The sequence below is a fragment of the Paraburkholderia phenazinium genome (assembly GCF_900141745.1).
Taxonomy (GTDB): Bacteria; Pseudomonadota; Gammaproteobacteria; order Burkholderiales; family Burkholderiaceae; genus Paraburkholderia; species Paraburkholderia phenazinium_B.
On sequence record NZ_FSRM01000002.1, the window covers coordinates 1 to 18,589 of the forward strand.

At 60.6% G+C, this 18,589-nt stretch carries 15 protein-coding genes; 4 read left to right on the forward strand and 11 right to left on the reverse strand.

Features of this window, described 5'->3' with window-relative positions:
- Nucleotides 1-384: ATP-binding protein (locus tag BUS06_RS20075; RefSeq protein WP_143787621.1), on the forward strand; the 384-nt coding region annotated here is incomplete at its 5' end.
- A complete protein-coding gene (locus BUS06_RS20080) occupies nucleotides 377-1,135 on the forward strand; it encodes a response regulator (RefSeq protein WP_074266211.1) in 759 nt (252 codons plus the stop codon). The genes BUS06_RS20075 and BUS06_RS20080, both read left to right, overlap by 8 nt.
- Nucleotides 1,136-1,207: 72 nt before the next feature.
- Here the strand turns inward: BUS06_RS20080 and BUS06_RS20085 are convergent, their stop codons facing one another.
- The 6 genes from BUS06_RS20085 to BUS06_RS20110 all read right to left on the reverse strand — a co-directional run bounded on the left by BUS06_RS20085 (nucleotide 1,208) and on the right by BUS06_RS20110 (nucleotide 9,193).
- A complete protein-coding gene (locus tag BUS06_RS20085; RefSeq protein ID WP_074266212.1) occupies nucleotides 1,208-2,350 on the reverse strand; it encodes a porin in 1,143 nt (380 codons plus the stop codon).
- Nucleotides 2,351-2,796: 446 nt separating this feature from the next.
- Complete coding sequence (locus tag BUS06_RS38550) at nucleotides 2,797-4,353, reverse strand: methyl-accepting chemotaxis protein (protein WP_074266213.1); 1,557 nt, start codon at nucleotides 4,351-4,353, stop codon at nucleotides 2,797-2,799.
- 78 nt (nucleotides 4,354-4,431) lie between these two features.
- A complete protein-coding gene (araH, locus tag BUS06_RS20095) occupies nucleotides 4,432-5,442 on the reverse strand; it encodes an L-arabinose ABC transporter permease AraH (RefSeq protein WP_074266214.1) in 1,011 nt (336 codons plus the stop codon).
- Nucleotides 5,443-5,472: 30 nt separating this feature from the next.
- Nucleotides 5,473-7,053, reverse strand: a complete 1,581-nt coding sequence (gene araG / locus BUS06_RS20100; RefSeq protein WP_083611535.1) for an L-arabinose ABC transporter ATP-binding protein AraG — start codon at nucleotides 7,051-7,053, stop codon at nucleotides 5,473-5,475.
- A gap of 135 nt (nucleotides 7,054-7,188) precedes the next feature.
- On the reverse strand, nucleotides 7,189-8,193 hold the full coding sequence (locus BUS06_RS20105; RefSeq protein ID WP_074266215.1) for an arabinose ABC transporter substrate-binding protein: 1,005 nt from the start codon (nucleotides 8,191-8,193) through the stop codon (nucleotides 7,189-7,191).
- Between the two features lie 70 nt (nucleotides 8,194-8,263).
- Nucleotides 8,264-9,193 (reverse strand): Gfo/Idh/MocA family protein, encoded by a 930-nt coding sequence (locus BUS06_RS20110; RefSeq protein ID WP_074266216.1) that lies wholly within the window; start codon nucleotides 9,191-9,193, stop codon nucleotides 8,264-8,266.
- Between the two features lie 177 nt (nucleotides 9,194-9,370).
- Here BUS06_RS20110 and BUS06_RS20115 point away from each other — a divergent pair, with 177 nt between their 5' ends.
- Entirely contained in the window at nucleotides 9,371-11,113 is a 1,743-nt protein-coding gene (locus BUS06_RS20115) for an IlvD/Edd family dehydratase (protein WP_074266217.1), read from the forward strand.
- 705 nt (nucleotides 11,114-11,818) lie between these two features.
- Nucleotides 11,819-14,026, forward strand: a complete 2,208-nt coding sequence (locus BUS06_RS20120; RefSeq protein ID WP_074266218.1) for a LamG-like jellyroll fold domain-containing protein — start codon at nucleotides 11,819-11,821, stop codon at nucleotides 14,024-14,026.
- Nucleotides 14,027-14,094: 68 nt separating this feature from the next.
- On the opposite strand, the gene BUS06_RS20125 is transcribed toward BUS06_RS20120, so the two are convergent.
- The 5 genes from BUS06_RS20125 to BUS06_RS20145 all read right to left on the reverse strand — a co-directional run bounded on the left by BUS06_RS20125 (nucleotide 14,095) and on the right by BUS06_RS20145 (nucleotide 18,589).
- Nucleotides 14,095-15,165, reverse strand: coding sequence for a zinc-binding dehydrogenase (locus BUS06_RS20125; protein ID WP_074266219.1), 1,071 nt, complete (start codon nucleotides 15,163-15,165; stop codon nucleotides 14,095-14,097).
- Between the two features lie 138 nt (nucleotides 15,166-15,303).
- Nucleotides 15,304-16,059 carry a glucose 1-dehydrogenase gene (locus tag BUS06_RS20130; protein ID WP_074266220.1) on the reverse strand — a complete coding sequence of 252 codons (756 nt, stop codon included), beginning with the start codon at nucleotides 16,057-16,059 and terminating at the stop codon, nucleotides 15,304-15,306.
- A 106-nt stretch (nucleotides 16,060-16,165) separates the two neighbouring features.
- Complete coding sequence (locus BUS06_RS20135) at nucleotides 16,166-17,014, reverse strand: transporter substrate-binding domain-containing protein (RefSeq protein ID WP_174567538.1); 849 nt, start codon at nucleotides 17,012-17,014, stop codon at nucleotides 16,166-16,168.
- Nucleotides 17,015-17,085: 71 nt separating this feature from the next.
- A complete protein-coding gene (locus BUS06_RS20140) occupies nucleotides 17,086-17,814 on the reverse strand; it encodes an amino acid ABC transporter ATP-binding protein (protein ID WP_074266222.1) in 729 nt (242 codons plus the stop codon).
- A 25-nt stretch (nucleotides 17,815-17,839) separates the two neighbouring features.
- Nucleotides 17,840-18,589 (reverse strand): amino acid ABC transporter permease, encoded by a 750-nt coding sequence (locus BUS06_RS20145; protein ID WP_074266223.1) that lies wholly within the window; start codon nucleotides 18,587-18,589, stop codon nucleotides 17,840-17,842.

The following is an 18,589-nucleotide window of genomic DNA, read 5'->3' on the forward strand; positions in this document are numbered from 1 at the left end:
GACATCGTCGACCAGCCCGCGGTGATCGTGGGCGACCCGTATCGCCTCACGCAATTGCTGAAGAACCTGCTGGAAAACGCCCTGCGCTATACCGATCCTGGCGGCAAGGTATGCGTCAGCGTTTCGATGCACGGGCAGCAATTGCATATCGATGTTCAGGACTCTTACCCAGGCGTACCCGAGCCTCTATTGCCTCACCTGTTCGAGCGCATGTTCCGCGTGGACATCTCACGCAGCAGACAAAGCGGTGGCGCGGGTCTGGGACTCGCATTGTGCCGCCATATCGCCGAGGCGCACGAAGGCACCATCGAGGCTGCACGCTCGCCAATCGGCGGTCTCTGGATCAAACTGCGCTTTCCGCTTCAGCCCTCTCACCATGACTGATACGCCCACTACCATTCCAATCCTGATCGTCGAGGACGAGCCGAAGCTTGCCGCGCTGCTTTCAGATTATCTGCAAGCGGAGGGTTACAGTACGACGATCATCGCCGACGGCCTGCAAGTGATTCCATTCGTGCGTGCGCAACCGCAGGCACTGGTTCTTCTCGACCTGATGCTGCCCGGACGCGGCGGACTCGAAATATGCCGCGAATTACGCAGCTTCTCGGCGGTGCCGGTGATCATCCTGACCGCGCGGGTGGATGAAATCGATCGTCTGCTCGGTCTCGAGCTCGGCGCGGACGACTACGTCTGCAAGCCGTTCAGTCCACGCGAAGTGGTCGCGCGCGTGAAGGCTATTTTGCGGCGCGCAGGCAAACTGGCGACGACGACGGCAACGACGACGCAGCCCGAAGCTGTACCGAAGCCGCCGTTGCTGGTGGATGTCGACCGGCACGTCGCGCTGCTCGACGACAAGGATCTGCAGCTCACGCCGATCGAGCTTCGGCTGCTGGCGTTGCTGCAGTCCACGCCCGGCCGGATCTACCGGCGCGATCATCTGCTGCGGCAGCTCTACGACGATCACCGCGTCGTCACCGACCGCACCGTCGATACACACGTCAAGAACCTGCGCCGCAAGCTGCAGGCCGTCCGTCCGGGGCAAGACATGATCCGCTCGATCTATGGGGTGGGCTATCGGCTCGACCCGGATCTCGAGACTGACTCCAGCGAAGGGCCATCTACCGGTTTGCAGTAACGCGCCGCTGCAAACAAAAGACCCGGCATTTGCCGGGTCTTTTGCATCACGCGGGGCGAGACGAAGCAGACCTTAGAACCGGTGACGAATACCGATCGTGGCCGCCACCTGGCTGTCCGTCGACGACGTGCTCAGGCCGTTGATATCGGCCGTGATACCCGAATCGCCGGTGTCGCTGACATGCTGATACACCCCCATCAGGTAGACATCCGTGCGTTTGGACAGCGCATACGCCGTCTGCAGGCTGAACTGGTTGTACTTCGGGCTCACGCCGTCGAGATGCGCATCGGTGAACGTGTACGCAGCCGAGAGCGACCATGCCGGCGTGATGTTGTAACGGCCGTTCACCTCATAGTTCGTGAAGCTTGCGCCGCCGCCCGTCAACGTCAGGCCGGACGACGTGCCCGAAGCCGACGCGCCGATGCTGCTCGCGTTGTAGAGATGGGTCTGCGTGAACACAAAACCGACCTTCGCCGGACCGAAGGCATAGTTCAGGCCTGCACCGTAAGTGCGTTGCGTGCCGGCCGTGAAAGTCGCATCGCTGGTCACCGCGCCGCTCGAGTTGTACGACGTGCCCGCCTTGTTCAACTCCAGGTAGCCTGCTGCCACATTCAACGGACCGTAGTTGTACGAAGCGCCTGCGCTGTAGGCGCGGTTCGTGGCGAAGCCCCCCGCGTCATTCGAGAAGCCATACAGGGTGCCGAACTTGAAACCGCCATAGTTCACGCTCGAGTACTTGATCGAGTTGTTGATGCGGAACGAGTTGTCGAGGTTGTCGTTGTCGAACGGGTGGGCAGCCTGGGTGCCTCCCGATCCTGTACCGGTGAGGGCCAACGGAGCCAGGTAGTCCACGACTGAGTCATATTGACGACCCAGTGTGACCGCGCCGTACTGATCGCTCGACAGGCCCACAAAAGCCTGGCGGCCGAACTCGAGACCGTTCTGGCCGAGCTTGCCGGTCGCCACGCTGAAGCCGTTTTCCAACGTGAAGATTGCCTTCAGGCCGCCACCCAGGTCTTCCGAACCGCGCAGGCCCCAGCGGCTGCCGTTCACTGCGCCGCTGGTTTCCTGGACGTTATGTGCGCCACCCTGATTGCTCGTGTAGGTGATACCGGCGTCGATCAGGCCGTAGAGCGTGACCGTGCTCTGCGCGTGAGCTGCGCCCGCACCGCCTAGAACCGCCAGCGAGAGGCCAGACAGGACGAGTTTCTTCATTGCTTCTCCGTTAACCTTGAATCGGTTGTTATTGAGTGGCGGAGATTATCGCAATCCTGTCAATTCTGTATTTCGTAATTCCTTACGCTTCACTTTTTCTGCCGTTTATTCGTTTTTCCTGTAACGCTACAACTAGAAAATACAAAAGCGGCGCGTCGATACGAACGGAGCATGCCGCTCTCGCGAACATGCTCCGAACCCATACTGAATGGACCTTCATGAGAAATCCGGAGGTGCGTTGGCAGCATCAATCCCGGGCAATGCCAAGCCGCGCAACTTCAGATAATATTTCCTCAACTTTCTTTTAATCAGCCACATCGAATGGCAATTTCAATAGCGACAATTTTAATTCTCCAAAGTTCCGAAAAATTAGATACGCAATTTATTACCAGTTTCGCTTAATCCGGCTTACCCAGCATTACGTCGATGACTCAAGCAGATGCCGGTCAGGCACCCGCGACCTTGAACACCGAAACGGCCTCCATCAGCCTGGCTGCCTGCTCCTCCAGCGACTGGGATGCGGCCGCGGCCTGCTCGACCAGCGCCGAGTTCTGCTGGGTCGTCTGGTCCATTTCCGTCACAGCGAGATTCACCTGCTCGATACCTTTGCTTTGCTCGCTTGCAGCGAACGAGATTTCGGCGATGATCTTCGTGACCTTCTGCACCGAGCTAACCACATCGTTCATCGTCGAGCCCGCGCGTTCGGCGAGCGCCGAGCCCTGCGCGATCTGCCCGACCGAGTCGTTGATCAGCTGCTTGATCTCGCGCGCGGCAGAGGCACTGCGTTGCGCGAGATTGCGGACCTCGCTTGCGACGACCGCAAAGCCACGCCCATGCGCGCCTGCACGCGCGGCTTCGACCGCTGCGTTCAACGCGAGGATATTGGTCTGAAATGCGATGCCGTCGATCACACCAATGATCTCGGAGATTTTGCGCGAATGCACGGAAATCCCCTGCATGGTCTCGACGACGTTGCCGACCACCTGGCCACCAAGCACCGCCGTGTCCGATGCGCTCAACGCAAGGGTATTGGCCTCATTCGCGTTGTCCGCATTCTGTTTCACCGTCGACGTGAGCTGCTCCATGCTGGACGCGGTGCGTTCGAGCGACGCCGCCTGTTGCTCCGTACGATGGGACAGGTCGCTATTGCCCGAGGCGATCTCCTGCGCGCCGACGTTGATCGATTCCGTGCTGCTGCGCACAGTCGCCACCGTCGTCACCAGAGCGTGCTGCATTTTCTTGAGGCCGGCGAACACCGCGCCCATTTCATTCTGACGTTCGATCGTGATCTCGCCGCGCAGATCGCCAGAGGCGATGCGCTCAAAATGCGCGATGACATGTACCAGCGGTCGCACGACGGCGCCGATCAGGATGTGTCGTGCAAGAAAGCCCAGCAGCAACGCAACGACCGCGACGCCACCGAGCACACCGACCATCGACTTGAAACGTGTCTGCGCTTCGGTATAGCGGGCCCTTTCGCGCTCGGTAAGCGCGTTTTCGAGGCTGGACATTGCGCTTTGATAGGCGTCTGACAAGGCTTTGGTTTCCTTGCCTTGCAGCGTCTTGAAGGCGCTAAAGTCCATCTGTTCGAGGGCATCGAAAGCGGGCAGCAACGCCTGTTTGACAAACGCACTGCGCTTGCCCTGCAACTGCGTCGCCAGATCCCGTACCGCCGGATCCATTGGCTGGTGCGCGAAATAGTCGGCAAATTGCCGGTCGGACTCCTTGATATCCTGACGGGCATTCACGAGCAACTGCGGTTCAGGATCTCCGACTCCGTACAGCGCGTGATAGCTGTCAAGCGACACGCGCACCCGTTGCAGCAATTCGCTGCTGGTCTTCAGATCGACCAGTATCCGGGTATCCTCCTCGACCATCTTGCTCATGCCTTCATTGCTGAGCTCGAGCATGCCGACGCTGATACCGATCACGCTCAGCAGGATCACGACAAAGGCCGTGATGACGAACGTGATGCTCCCGCGGATACTGGTGTCCTTGAACATCGTGCCCTTCCCCGTATTTTTTGATGTCCCCGCCGGCGTGTAATTGATTTTTGCCGTACGGGGTGGCCCAAAATCCGCTTAGCCCACTCGTTTGCTACGCCGGTACCGGTCGAACAGCACGGCGAGCAACAGGATGCCGCCGCGAATCAGGTATTGATAGAACGTTGGCACGTTCAGCAGGCTCATTGCGTCCTGCACCGACCCCATGATCAGCACGCCCACGAGCACGCCGGAGATTGTTGCAACGCCGCCCGTCAAGGAGACGCCGCCGAGCACGCACGCCGAGATCACACCGAGTTCCAGGCCGACCGAAGTCTTGGGGTCACCGAGGCTCATCCGCGATGCGAGCATCACGCCGGCAAAACCGGTGACGAGGCCCTGCAGTACAAACACCACGATCTTGATGCGCGTAACAGGCAGGCCCGCCAGCAACGCGGCTTCGCTATTACCGCCCACAGCCAGCACATTCTTGCCGAACACCGTCTTTTTGAGCAGGAATCCGAACAGGACGAAGCCGACGATGTTGCTCCAGATCGGAAACGAAATACCGAGGAACGAACCGCCGCCCAGATCGAAGAAGCTTTCTTCGGAAATCATCACCGCGTCGCCGTTCGACGTGATGTACGCGAGACCGCGCACCACTTCCATCATGGCAAGGGTCACGATCAGCGAGTTGATCTTGTAGCGTGCGACGAGCACGCCATTCACGAGGCCGACGGCGCCTCCCGCCAGCACGCCGCCGGCAATGCCGAACATCACGCTATGCGTCGCGGTGATCAGCGTCGAAGCCACGACGCCCGAGAACGCAACGATCGATGCCACCGACAGGTCAACTTCACCGAGCGCCAGCACGAACATCATCGTGACCGAGATCGAACCGATCAGCGTAACCGAGAGCAAAAGCCCCTGAATATTGCGTGCGCTGATGAAATCCGGCACGGTCAGCGACAACGCGCCAAACAGTATGATGAAGACCATCACAATGCCTGACTTGTTGATGAAGTCCCATGCCTGCATGGCGCGCGGACGCGTGGCGACGCCGGACGCCGGATTCGTGGCTGCGGTGTTGGTAGGTTCTTGTGTTTGCATTGTGTCTGTTTCCATTCGGTCAGTCTGGCCTTAGCGCGGCAGGGCGAGCTTGATCAGCGCGTCTGGGCTCGCCTGGGCCTTCGGCAAATCGCCGACGATGCGGCCTTCCTTCATCACCAGCACCCGGTCCGCGATGCCAATGACTTCTGCGAGGTCGCTCGATACGACGATCACCGTGCGACCCGCTTCGGCCAGCCCATAGAGCAGGCCGTAAATTTCGCTGCGCGCGCCGACGTCGATGCCGCGGGTCGGTTCGTCCATCAGGAACACGTCGATCTCTTCGGCAAGCCAGCGCGACAGGATCACCTTCTGCTGATTGCCGCCCGAAAGCGTGCCAATAGGCGTCTCGCCATTGCGCGTCTTGATTGCCAGCTTCGCGATGAATTCCTTCGCGGTCTGCGCTTCCTTGCGGCTGTTGAGCACGTTGAAGCGGCTAAAGTGGCGGCGGCAACTGATGTTCAGATTGTCAGAGACCGACGCGATCGAGACGATGCCTTCCTGCTTGCGATCTTCTGGACACAGCGCCACGCCGGCTCGCACCGCATCGCGCGGCGTCGTAAAGCGCACCGGCTTGCCTCTCAGCACAATCTCACCGGCAGCCGGTTTCACCGCGCCGTAGATCAGCTTCATCAATTCGGACCGGCCCGCGCCCACAAGGCCAAAGAAGCCGACGATCTCACCCTTGCGCGCGGAAAACGAGGCGGGCTCCTTGAGCCCCTTTCCCATCAGCCCCTTCACTTCCAGTTGCACATCGCCCGTGGGACGCGCGCGGTAACCATACACATCCGCAATCGAGCGCCCCACCATGCAACTGATCAGGCGGTCCCGATCAAGCCCCGCACCTGCTTCGAAGGTGTCGATATGGTGTCCATCGCGAAACACCGTGACGCGATCGCACAGCTCATAGACTTCCTCCATGCGGTGCGTGACGTAGATAATCGCGCGACCTTCGGCCCTGAGCGCGCGGATGATGCGGAACAGCTGCGTCGTCTCGCGCGACGAGAGCGAACTGGTCGGCTCATCGAAGGCGATCACGCGGGCATCGCGCATCAGCGCCTTGCCGATCTCGATCATCTGACGCTGACCGATAGACAGATATTTGACCTGCTGTGCCGGATCGATCTTTTCGCCGAGGCGTTCGAGTTCGCGCATGGCGCGGGCCAGCAGCGCCTTCTCGTCAAGCACACCGAAGCGGTTGGGGAGCGCGCCGAGCATCAGGTTCTCCGCCACCGTCAGCTCCGGCACCAGATGCAGTTCCTGATAGATGATCGCGACGCCCGCCTCGATGGCGGCCTTGGTAGTGGTGAACTGTTGCACCACGCCGTTCAGCGCGAGCGTGCCCGCGGCCGGCTGGTTCACGCCCGAGAGCACTTTCAGCAGCGTGGATTTGCCCGCGCCGTTTTCGCCCATCAAGCCATGGACTTCGCCGCGACGCACGTCGAGCGAAACCTGATCGAGCGCCAGTACGCCCGGAAACTGCACGGTGATGCCGGCAAGCTGGAGATACGCCTCGGTATCTGCGGAACTCCCGCCAGGAGCCGCGCTGGACACAGCAGCAGACGCCGCACCGCTGGAACTCAGATGCGCCGCGTCGGGTTGGGAAACCGTCATCAAATGCCTCTTGCTGGTGAATACGACGCGCGGGCGGACACCTTGAACACCTCAGGTGTGCCGCCCGCGCCGCGAGTGTTGCCCGTCATGCGGGCAGGCTCACGTGCACGCTCTTTCGAGCGCTCATTCGAACGCTTAAATACCGAGTTCCTTGCGCACGCTTTCCCAGTTGCTGCGCACCATCAACTCACCGGTCGTCTGCGTATCGGCGGGCGGCTGCTTGCCCGTCTTGATCCACTCGACGAGGTTCTCCGTGCTCTGCTTGCCGTGGTTCGTCGAGCTGACGGCGATCGTGCCGTAGAAGCCGGTCGGTTCCTTCTTCTGGAACTCGGCGAACGCTTCGCCAGCGCCGTTGATGCCGACGCCAATCACATCGGACGCGGGAATGTGCAACTGCTCGGTCGCGCGCACGCCGCCCAGCACCGTTTCTTCGTTGAGCGCGAAGATCACCCACTTCTTGATGTTCGGATGCTGTGCAAGCACCGGCGAGACTGCGTTGAAGCCGCCTTCGTCATCCGTCGTCTTTTGCGGTGCATCGAAGATGTTTTCTTTCTTGAAGCCGTTGGCGAGCAGCGACTGCGTGGCGCCGTCGGTGCGTTGCTTGGCGGTCGGCAGTTCGTAGTCGGTGATGCGCAGCGCGCCGACTTCTTCCGGCTTCCAGCCGCGACGTTTCATTTCATCGGAGATTGCCTGGCCCACCTGATTACCGATCTTGATGGCCGACATGCCGAGGTGCGGCACATCGCCGAGCGGCTTGCCCGTCGAGTCCACCAGTTGATCGTCGACGGTGACGAACTTCATGTTGTAACGCTTGGCGCGTGCTTCGATTGCCGGTCCGAGACGCACGTCAGGCGCGCAGATCACAAAGCCCTTGGCGCCTTGCGCACCGAGGTTATCGATTGCAGCCAGCACCTTTTCGCCGTCCGGCGTGCCGATGTTCACTACCGAGAAGCCATCCTTCTGACCGACAGCGGTCGCGGCCTTCTGTTCATTGATGAACCACGCCTGTTCCGGCATCTTCACGAGGAAGCCGATCTTGAGGGGTTCATCTGCGCGCACCGAAACCTGGGCCGCGAACGGTACCGCGAGGACAGCCGCGGCAACTGCGGACAGGGTCAATCGGCGAAGCTTCTGGTTCATCTGGGTCTCCTGGAATACAACTTGGGTTTGACTACGTGTGGTCTAAGACTTGTGACTCGGCAGACGGCGTTCACTCGACGAAGGCTTCAACCGCGTGCCGGTGACCTAGCAGCAATGCATCGGCCACATGCTCGAGCGGTCGCAGATCGACGTCACTGCGGCCCGCGGTGATCAGTTCATGAAAGCGCTCGTAGAGGCCGGGATATTCGCGTTCCGGGCCGACGTCGACGGCCACGCCGTCGATATGCAACTGCTTGCCGCCCTGCGCGAGACGCAGCACACCGCTGCTGGTCGTCACCTCGATCTGCCACAGTTCTTCAGAACCATGGCGCCAGTCGAACTCTGCGCGAACCGGCGTATCGTGGTCGTCGATGAAATTGAGGTTGGCGGCAATCGGGGTCTGCCGGTTGGACGGCACCCATAGCTCGGCCGACTTCAGGAAAAACGCGCGCGGCAAGATGCGCGTGATGATCGACAGCGCGTTGATGCCCGGATCGAACACGCCCAGGCCACCCGCTTCCCAGATCCAGTCCTGATTCGGATGCCACTTGCGGACGTCTTCTTTCCAGAGGACGGTCACCGACTTGATCTCGCGCTGTGCGAGCCAGGCCCGCGCGGTCTCGACCCCAGGCGCGTAGCGTGAATGCCACGAAGCGAACAGGCTGCAGCCTTTTTCCTGGGCCAGCGCGGCGAGAACGGTCACCTCGACGACACTCGCGCCGGGCGGCTTTTCCAGCATCACATGTTTACCGGCCAGCAGGGCAGCACGCGCCTGCTCGAAACGCACTTGCGGCGTAGCGCAAAGCGAGACCGCATCGAGATCAGGCTCTGCCGCGAGCAGTTCCTGCACTGTCTTGTAGTTGCGCACGCCGTCGACCTGCGCGTTGCGGCTCGCACACGCGACGAGCTCAAACCCGTCGTTTCCCGCGAGAGCCGGCAAATGCTGATCGCGCGCGATCTTGCCCACGCCAACCAGGCCCACCGAAATTTGCTTTGGCATGTTTTGGCCTCAATGATTTTTACGCTGCTTCCGGCCACACCTCGCCAGCGAGGTTGCGGCGTCCGTCACAATTTTTAATAGTCACACTATATTGCGGGTGTTTTGGCACAAATATTCGTGAATACCCTAGTGAACACTCTAAATAGTCTTACTATAATGTGGGATCAGGAGGGCATCATGCCAGACAAAAAACGAGCGTTGCGCTCGACGCAGTGGTTCGGCACAGCCGACAAGAATGGTTTCATGTACCGCAGCTGGATGAAGAATCAGGGCATCCCCGATCACGAGTTCCAGGGCAAACCGATCATCGGCATCTGCAATACATGGTCGGAGCTGACCCCGTGTAATGCGCACTTCCGCAAGATCGCGGAGCATGTCAAACGCGGGGTGTTCGAAGCAGGTGGCTTCCCGGTCGAGTTTCCGGTCTTCTCGAACGGCGAGTCGAACCTGCGCCCCACGGCCATGTTTACGCGCAACCTTGCGAGCATGGACGTGGAAGAGTCGATCCGCGGCAATCCGATCGACGCGGTTGTTCTGCTCGCGGGCTGCGACAAGACCACCCCTGCGCTCCTGATGGGCGCAGCGAGTTGCGACGTGCCCGCCATTATGGTCAGCGGTGGCCCGATGCTCAACGGCAAACATCAAGGCCGTGACATCGGCTCCGGCACCGTTGTGTGGCAACTGAGCGAGCAGGTCAAGGCGGGCAAGATCTCGCTGCACGAATTCATGTCCGCTGAAGCCGGTATGTCGCGCTCGGCGGGTACCTGCAATACGATGGGCACCGCTTCGACCATGGCCTGCATGGCTGAGGCGCTTGGCGTCACGTTGCCGCATAACGCCGCGATTCCTGCGGTGGATGCACGCCGCTACGTGCTTGCCCATATGTCCGGCATGCGTATCGTCGAGATGGCGCTTGACGACCTGCGCCTGTCGAAGCTGCTGACGCGCGAAGCATTCGAGAACGCGATTCGCGTGAATGCCGCGATTGGCGGCTCCACCAATGCAGCGATCCATCTGAAGGCGATTGCCGGGCGGATTGGCGTGGACCTCGAACTCGACGACTGGACCCGCGTGGGCCGCGGCACGCCGACGCTCGTCGACCTGCAGCCGTCGGGCCGCTTCCTGATGGAAGAGTTTTACTATGCGGGCGGCTTGCCTGCGGTGCTTCGACGTCTCGGCGAAGCGGGCCTGCTGCCGCATCCGGATGCGTTGACCGCGAATGGTCAGTCGCTGTGGGACAACAACAAGGAAGCGCCGCTCTATAACGACGAAGTGATTCGTCCTCTGGACAAACCTCTCGTCGCCGACGGTGGGCTCTGCGTATTGCGCGGCAACCTCGCACCGAATGGCGCCGTGCTCAAGCCCTCCGCAGCCACGGCGTCGCTGCTCAAGCACCGCGGCCGCGCTGTCGTGTTCGAAAACTTCGACGACTACAAGGCACGCATCGGCGACCCCGAACTCGACGTGACCGCGGACTCCGTGCTCGTGATGAAGAATTGCGGGCCGAAGGGTTATCCGGGCATGGCCGAAGTGGGCAACATGGGCTTGCCGCCGAAGCTGCTCGCTCAAGGTGTGACGGACATGGTGCGCGTCTCGGATGCGCGCATGAGCGGCACCGCTTACGGCACCGTCGTGCTGCACGTGTCGCCGGAAGCGCGGGCGGGCGGCCCGCTCGCCGTGGTCCGCGAAGGCGACTGGATCGAACTGGACGCCCTCGCCGGACGGCTCCACCTGGACGTCAGCGCGGAAGAACTGACCGCGCGTCTGGCCGACTGGGCAGAATCGCAGCAGAAGTCGCCGGCTGATACGAGCGGATACCGCCAGCTTTATGTCGATCACGTTCTGCAAGCCGATCAGGGTTGCGACTTCGACTTCCTGGTGGGATGCCGCGGCGCCGAGGTGCCTCGCCACTCGCATTGAAAATACGACGGCAACGGTAGCGGCCATGCCCTGCTAACCCGCGGCGTCGAATCCACTCACCGGCAGGCTCGCAACGCGATGCCTGCCGGGTCGCAACGCCCACCTTCCGCCAATGCATCGACCCAGCTCGACGCATATCTTCAGTCACTCCTCCCACCGAATTTCGGTCGTCAAAAGCCAAATAAATCCTGAGACTTTTATAAGGATTTTCTGAATCTCCAATTGAATTTCTTTACCAAATCCAACAATCGCGAAATTTATTTCTTACCAGATAAAATAACTCTAACATTTACCCTTCAGGCCGCGTGATATCCGCCGTTTACAAAAAGAGGTGGCGATCATAGGCAGACTTCGCCACCGCGGCAAATCCAATCCGCCGTATCTGGCGTATTGAATAGCCGGAATAAATCGATCTGCATCGGCATTAAGATTTGATGTCGTAAATCGAATGCATACCCGTACCAGGCGTTTCTATAAAAAATAGGAATGCAAAGTACTGGGTGCCGCATGGAAAGCACCCGCAATGAAGTGGTCCGCCGTTCAGTCCGGAGGAGGAATGGCGCGGGCCAGCGCGCAAACGTTTGCCAACTATTCAGGAGTGTGAAGGGTATGAAGAGGTCGAAACCGAGGCTGGTCGATACACAAAGAATCGTTGCGAATCCGGGCACATCGGAGACGCAGTCTGGACAGTCAGACAGTCTCGCCATGCAGACACAAATTGCTGCAAGCATTTCGCGCCGCACTTTTCTTTACAGCCTGGGCGCCCTGGCGCTGTCGGCATGTGGTGGTGAGGGAGTGGGAACCTCGTCCGATCAGGCGGCGCAGACATCCGAAGCGTCCAGATCCGCGACGACGGCATCGGATCTGGCGCAAAGCAGTTCCTCCACCGGCACGTTCGTGCATCCGGGCTTGCTGCACACCCAGAGCGATTTTGACCGGATGAGCCAGAAGGTCGCGGCGCAAGCTTCTCCGTGGATAGATAGCTGGAACATCCTGATCGCGAACAGTCACGCGAGCCTGTCCTATTCGCCCCGCCCGCAGGCGGTCGTCTACCGGGGCAGCGACGGCGTGCATTCGCAGAACTACACTTTGCTGTACAACGACATCGCAGCCGCGTACGCCTGCGCGTTGCGCTGGAAAGTGACGGGCACAACGGCGTATGCCGACAAGGCGGTGCAGATCATGAACGCCTGGTCGTCCGCATTGACCGCACTCGGCGGCGATACGAATGTCGACCTTGCCGCCGGCATTTACGGCTACGAATTTGCCAATGCTGGCGAAATCATGCGCACGTATTCGGGTTGGGCAGCCGCCGACTTCGCACGCTTCCAGAACATGATGTCCAGCATCTTTTATCCGATCAACCACGACTTCATCAACCGGCACAACAACACCCAGGAGACGCACTATTGGGCCAACTGGGATCTGTGCAACCTGGCATCGATCATGGCCATCGGCGTGCTGTGCGATAACCAGTCGCTCTTCGACGAAGCCGTTACGTTCTTCCAGAGCGGCCCCGGCAACGGCTGCATCCTGCAGGCGGTCTACTACGTGCATCCGGGCTATCTCGGCCAATGGCAGGAATCGGGACGTGACCAGGGGCATGCCACACTCGGCATCGCGCTGGCAGGCGCGATCTGCGAAATGGCCTGGAATCAGGGTGTCGATCTCTACGGCTACGACAACAACCGCTTCCTCATGGGGGCTGAATACGTGGCGAAAAGCAATCTGATCGAATCGGGCACGACCTATTACACGGTGCCCTTCGTGCGCTACAACAACGTCGACAATGTCAATCAGACCGGGTTTTCAACCTCCGCTCAGGGTACCGCGCGGCCTTGCTGGGCGCTCGTCTACAACCATTACGTCAACCGCAAGGGCATGGCCGCACCTTATACGCAGAAGTTCGCCGTGCTGGTCCAGCCGGAAGGCGGCGGAGGCAACTATGGATCAACCAGCGGCGGTTACGACCAGTTGGGCTATGGAACGCTGACCTGCACGCTGGACGCCATCGCCAATGGCGTACCGCCGAGCGGGCTCGCCGCGACCGCAAGCGCGGGACAGGTCATCCTGTCGTGGTGGGGTACGGCCTATGCAACGAGCTATAACGTGCAGCGCGGCACTGCATCCGGCGGCCCCTACACGACGATTGCAAGCGGCGTCACCGATCTGCTCAGCTATACGGACAGTGGCCTCGCAGCAGGAACCTATTACTACGTCGTGACTGCGCACACGCCGTCCGGTGAAACAGCCGCGTCGAACGAGGCGGTCGCCATCACCGCCGTACAACTGCAGACCTACCTGACTTTCGACGAAGGCAGCGGCACGAATGCGGCCGATTCAAGCGGCAAAGGGCACACGGGTACACTAACCGGCGGTGCGACCTGGGTGGCCGGCAAGCAAGGCCATGCTGTATCGCTCGACGGCAACACAGGCTATGTCAGCCTGCCCGCCAACATCGTTGCGGACATCTCTGACTTCACGATCGCGGCCTGGGTGTACTGGAACGCGTCGAAGAACTGGGAACGCATATTCGACTTCGGCAGCGGCACGGGCCGCTACATGATGCTGACACCCCGCGCCAACACGGGCATCGCGCGCTTTGCGATCACACTCAACGGCAGCGCGGGCGAGCAGGACATCAACGGCAATGTCGCGCTGCCCACCGGACAGTGGGCGCATGTCGCGGTAACGCTGTCGGGCAGTGTCGGCACGCTGTACCTGAATGGCAACGCCATCGGCTCCAATACGGCAATGTCGTTCGCGCCGTACCTCGTGGAAAGTACCAACCAGAACTGGATCGGCCGTTCGCAGTTTGCAGCAGACCCCTACTTCAACGGCTTGATCGATGAGTTCCGCATCTATCGCAACGCGCTCACTGCCGAACAGATCACTGCATTGATCTCGGCATAGCGACGGCCTGCCGGATGCCGATGCCTTCTACAGGCATCGGCATCCACGCACGCGCAGCCTTGCTACTCTCACGCGAAATCCACCACCGTGCATTGCAGCCCTGCCATCTGTCCTGCGGCGTCTATCGCCGCCTCAAGAGCGGCGAATGAATACGACTGCAGCTCGACCGCGTCGAGCGGTATCTGGCCCGACGCTACCAGTGCAACCAGCGCAAGATAATCGGCACGCGTGTACATGAAATTGCCGATCAACTCCCAGTTGTTTAGCATCATCTCCTGATACGCGATCGGCAAGTCCACCTGCATGCTGCCCATCAGCACGAGCCGGCCGCCGCGGCGCAAGCTGCGCAGCGCGGCGAGCGTCGCCTGAGGATCGGTTGCCTGGCCAACCATGTCGAACGCGAGATCCGCACCGCCGCCCGACGCGGTGCGAATCGCGGCAGCGTCCTGGGTGGCATCCCCCGTCAATACGACCGGTATGACCCGCCCTCGCCCCAGTTCGACGAGCGCCTGCAGCGGTTGAGGCCGCCGGCCCAGCGCGATCACACGGGTCGCGCCCATCGCGAGCGCAGCGAGTACCGCGGCCGATCCGAAATAACCAGTGGCGCCGTTTATCACGACGGTTTCACCCGCCGTCAGCCGGCCGCGCCGCAGGCCGCCGAACGGCACCGCAAACTTGCCGAGCACCGCAAGCCGCGTGGCTGAAACGTCTTCGAGGCCATCGAGCGCGATCAGCGTCGCAGCAGGAAACTCGGCCAGCTCGCGCAACGTGCCGTGCGGGAAATCAGCCAGCAACACACCGCTGTCCGCGCTGATCGCTGTCAGGCCGAGCAGCGCCTGAGCAGGTTCGCGCACGGTTTCATCCGCCACCCAGTAGGGATTCACCGCAACGCGTTGACCGGCGTGGAATGCCACTACGCCCTCACCGACCGCCTCTACCCGGCCCACACCGTTCGTGCCGGGTGAAAACGGCCCCGGCGGGTATGCATAGGGCAGCTTTCCTTCGACGTAGCTGCGCGTGTAACTCAAAAGCGGCACCGCTTCCATCCGCACCAGCACCGCGCCGCGACGCGGCTGCGGTTGTGCGACCTCGCGCAGGGCGAGCGGTTGACCGGGTTCATCGAGCATCCAGGCTTTCATGTCTGACTCCAGAGAGAAGGTTGACTGCATGCCTTGACTCTAGAACCTGGCCACGTATTCCTGAAATCAATTACTCAAATGCGACCCATCAGCATGATTGATACAGATGGTATGAGGTCCGGCGTCGCACGCTGCCAATCACAGCGTCGCCGTGACTCCGCCGTCCACGTAAAGAATGTGACCGTTCACGAAGTTCGACCCGTCGCTTGCGAGGAATACCGCCGCGCCGACGAGGTCTTCGACTTCACCCCAGCGCCGCGAAGGCGTGCGTCCGATCAACCACGCGCTGAACTTCTCGTCGTTGACTAGCGCTTCAGTCAGTTCGGTTTTGAAGTACCCCGGTCCCAGTCCATTGACCTGAATGCCGTGCTGGCCCCAGTCGATGGCCATGCCCTTGGTCAACATTTTCACCGCGCCTTTGCTCGCCGTGTAAGCGGCGATATTCGGCCGACCCAACTCGCTCTGCACCGAGCAGATGTTGATGATCTTGCCGCGCTTACGTTCGATCATATGACGCGCCACCGCTTGCCCCACCAGGAAGACGCTTTCGACGTTCGTCTTCATCAGCTCTTCCCACTGTGCATGGGAAAACTGCTCGAGGGGTGCGCGCCGTTGCATGCCCGCGTTGTTGACCAGAATATCGATCGGGCCGATCTCCCGTTCGATACGCCCGATCGCCGCCTCCACTTCGTCCGGCGACGTCACATCGAAGCTGGCGGCGTGCGCGGTTGCACCGTCGGCATTCAGCCGGCCGACAGCGTCGTTCAGGCGCGCCTCGCTGCGGGCGTTCAGAACGACCTCAGCCCCCGCTGCGGCAAGTCCTGTTGCCAATGCATAACCGATCCCGGTACTCGAACCCGTAATCAAGGCACGGCGGCCCGCCAGATCGAACATCCCCAAGATATTCTTCAACTCAGATCCTTTGCGTCCTTGCTAAAGACACCGTTTTACCGCACCGGCGCACAAGGCGCCAGGGTGCGGCACATTTCAATGCGTCTCTTCACGACACCGGCGTGAACTTGAGCTGACTGATCGGCGTGACCTTGTCGGTCCGCACGAGGCCGTACGGTGTCTTCGGACCCAGCCACTTATTGAACACACCGCTCATCTCGCCGCTCTGCTCCATCGCCGCCAGCGCCTTGTTGACCGCATCGAGCATCGCCGGTTCGTTCTGACGCAGGCCCACCGCGATCGGCTCGATCAACATCGGCTCGGAAGCGATCGCGACCGCGCCATCCGTGCCGTCAACCTGTTTCGTGATCTTGATGGCAGTCATCTGGTTCGTGACGAAGCCCTTCACCTTGTCCTGCTCAAGCGCGAGGAACGCCGAACTCGTATCGTGGAAGGTCACCGCCTGGCCATCCTTGATGGACAAAGGAATCGACTGCGCGGAAGTCGAACCGTCCGCGGCACTGATCTTCTGTCCAGCGAAGTCAGTTAATTTCTTCGTCGCATCGGCTTTCTTGACGACCAGCACTTCCTTGGTTGAATAGTAAGCATCGCTGAATGCAATCTGCGTTGCACGCGTCTTCGTATAGGCAAGGTTAGCCACGACCACATCGACGCGTCCAAGCTTCAGTTGCGGAATACGCGCTTCCACAGCCAGCGGTTCGAGCTTCGCCTTGACGCCCAGTTGTTTGGCGATCCCATTGCAGAGGTCGACATCCATGCCTTCGAGCTGGCGTGTCTGCGCATCCGGATACGAAAACGGTTCGACGTTCGAATAGACACCGCAGGTCAACTCGCCGTGGCTCTTGATATCAGCCAGTTGATCCGCGTAAGCAGGAGTCAAACATGCAGCCGTACCACCAAGGACTAACAGCCCCGCAACAAACTTCTTCCCTTGCATCGTCATGCTCCTGAGTTATATGAGTAAGGCTATCGATCAGCCAGGTAGTACAAGATGTCTACATCGAATCGTCAATGCGTACGCAGATCGGACAGGAATCGCTGCGCACGCGCATGCTGCGGGCGTGAAAAGAACTCTTCGGGCGGCGCCGTCTCCAGAATCTTGCCGGCATCCATGAACCAGACCCGGTCGGCCACTTCGCGCGCGAAACCCATCTCGTGGGTGACGCACATCATCGTCATGCCTTCCTGGGCCAGACTCTTCATTACGTTCAGGACTTCACCCACCATCTCCGGGTCGAGCGCGCTGGTCGGTTCGTCGAACAGCATCGCAGGAGGGTCCATTGCCAGCGCACGGGCAATCGCCACGCGCTGCTGCTGGCCCCCCGAGAGTTGCGGCGGATAGGCGCTCGCCTTGTTGGACAGTCCCACGCGTGCCAGAAGATCGGCCGCCTTACGCTCGGCGTTCGCGCGCTTCAGACCGTTTACACGCATCGGCGAGAGCGTGATGTTCTCCAGCACCGACAGATGCGGAAACAGGTTGAACTGCTGAAACACGAAGCCGATGCGGCTTCGATAAGCATTCAGACTGAGCTTCCGGTCGTGAATATTCTGGCCATCGAACGAAATCTGTCCGCGATCGATTTCCTCGAGCCGGTTGACCGTGCGAATCAGCGTCGATTTGCCGGAGCCGGACGGTCCGCACACGACGACCACTTCGCCCTTGCGAACCTCGGCGTTCACATCCACGAGTGCGTGATATTCGCCGTACCATTTGTTGACGCTGGAAAACTTGATCATGCGAATTCCTTGGATAGTGGGACGCCTAGTTCTCGCTAGGCAGCGGATCAGGCAGAGAGGCCAAGGCCACCTTGCTGTTCCTCGCAGCCGAACCCGCCCGCTTCTTCGTCACGCGGCGCTCCAGATGGCGCGCGAAGCGCGTCAGCGCATAACACAGCACGAAGTAGCTCAGCGCGAGAATCAGATACACGGAGAACGGTTTCGTCAGCAGCCGGTTGTTGATCTGGTCGGCCGCGAACGAGATTTCCTGGACGTTGATGATGTAGCCGAGCGAAGTTTCCTTCACCGTCGAAACGAACTGAGTGACCATGCTTGGCAGTACGTTATAAAGCGCCTGCGGCAGGATGATCGCGCGCATCGTCCCCAGGTAGCTCATGCCGAGCGCGCGCGACGCTTCGACCTGGCCTTTCGGAAGCGCCTCGATACCGGCCCGGATGATTTCGCCCAGATACGCCGAGTCGTAGACCACCAGGGCGCACAGCATCGTCACGAAGCCCGTGACCGGATAGCCGGTCAGCACGGGCACGAGAAAGTACACCCAGAAGATCACCATCAACAACGGGATGCCGCGCACCATATAGACCAGGCCCGTAGCCGGCGCACGCAGAAGCGGGAACGGACTGATCCGCGCAAGCGCCACGAGGATGCCCAGCGGAAAGGCAATGACGAGAGCCGACAGCGACAGCAGTATCGTCAGGACGATGCCGCCCAGCGGGCCATGCGGATACTGCCCGATCAGCAGCAGCGTCCAGTTGTCGCGCAGGATCTGCAACAT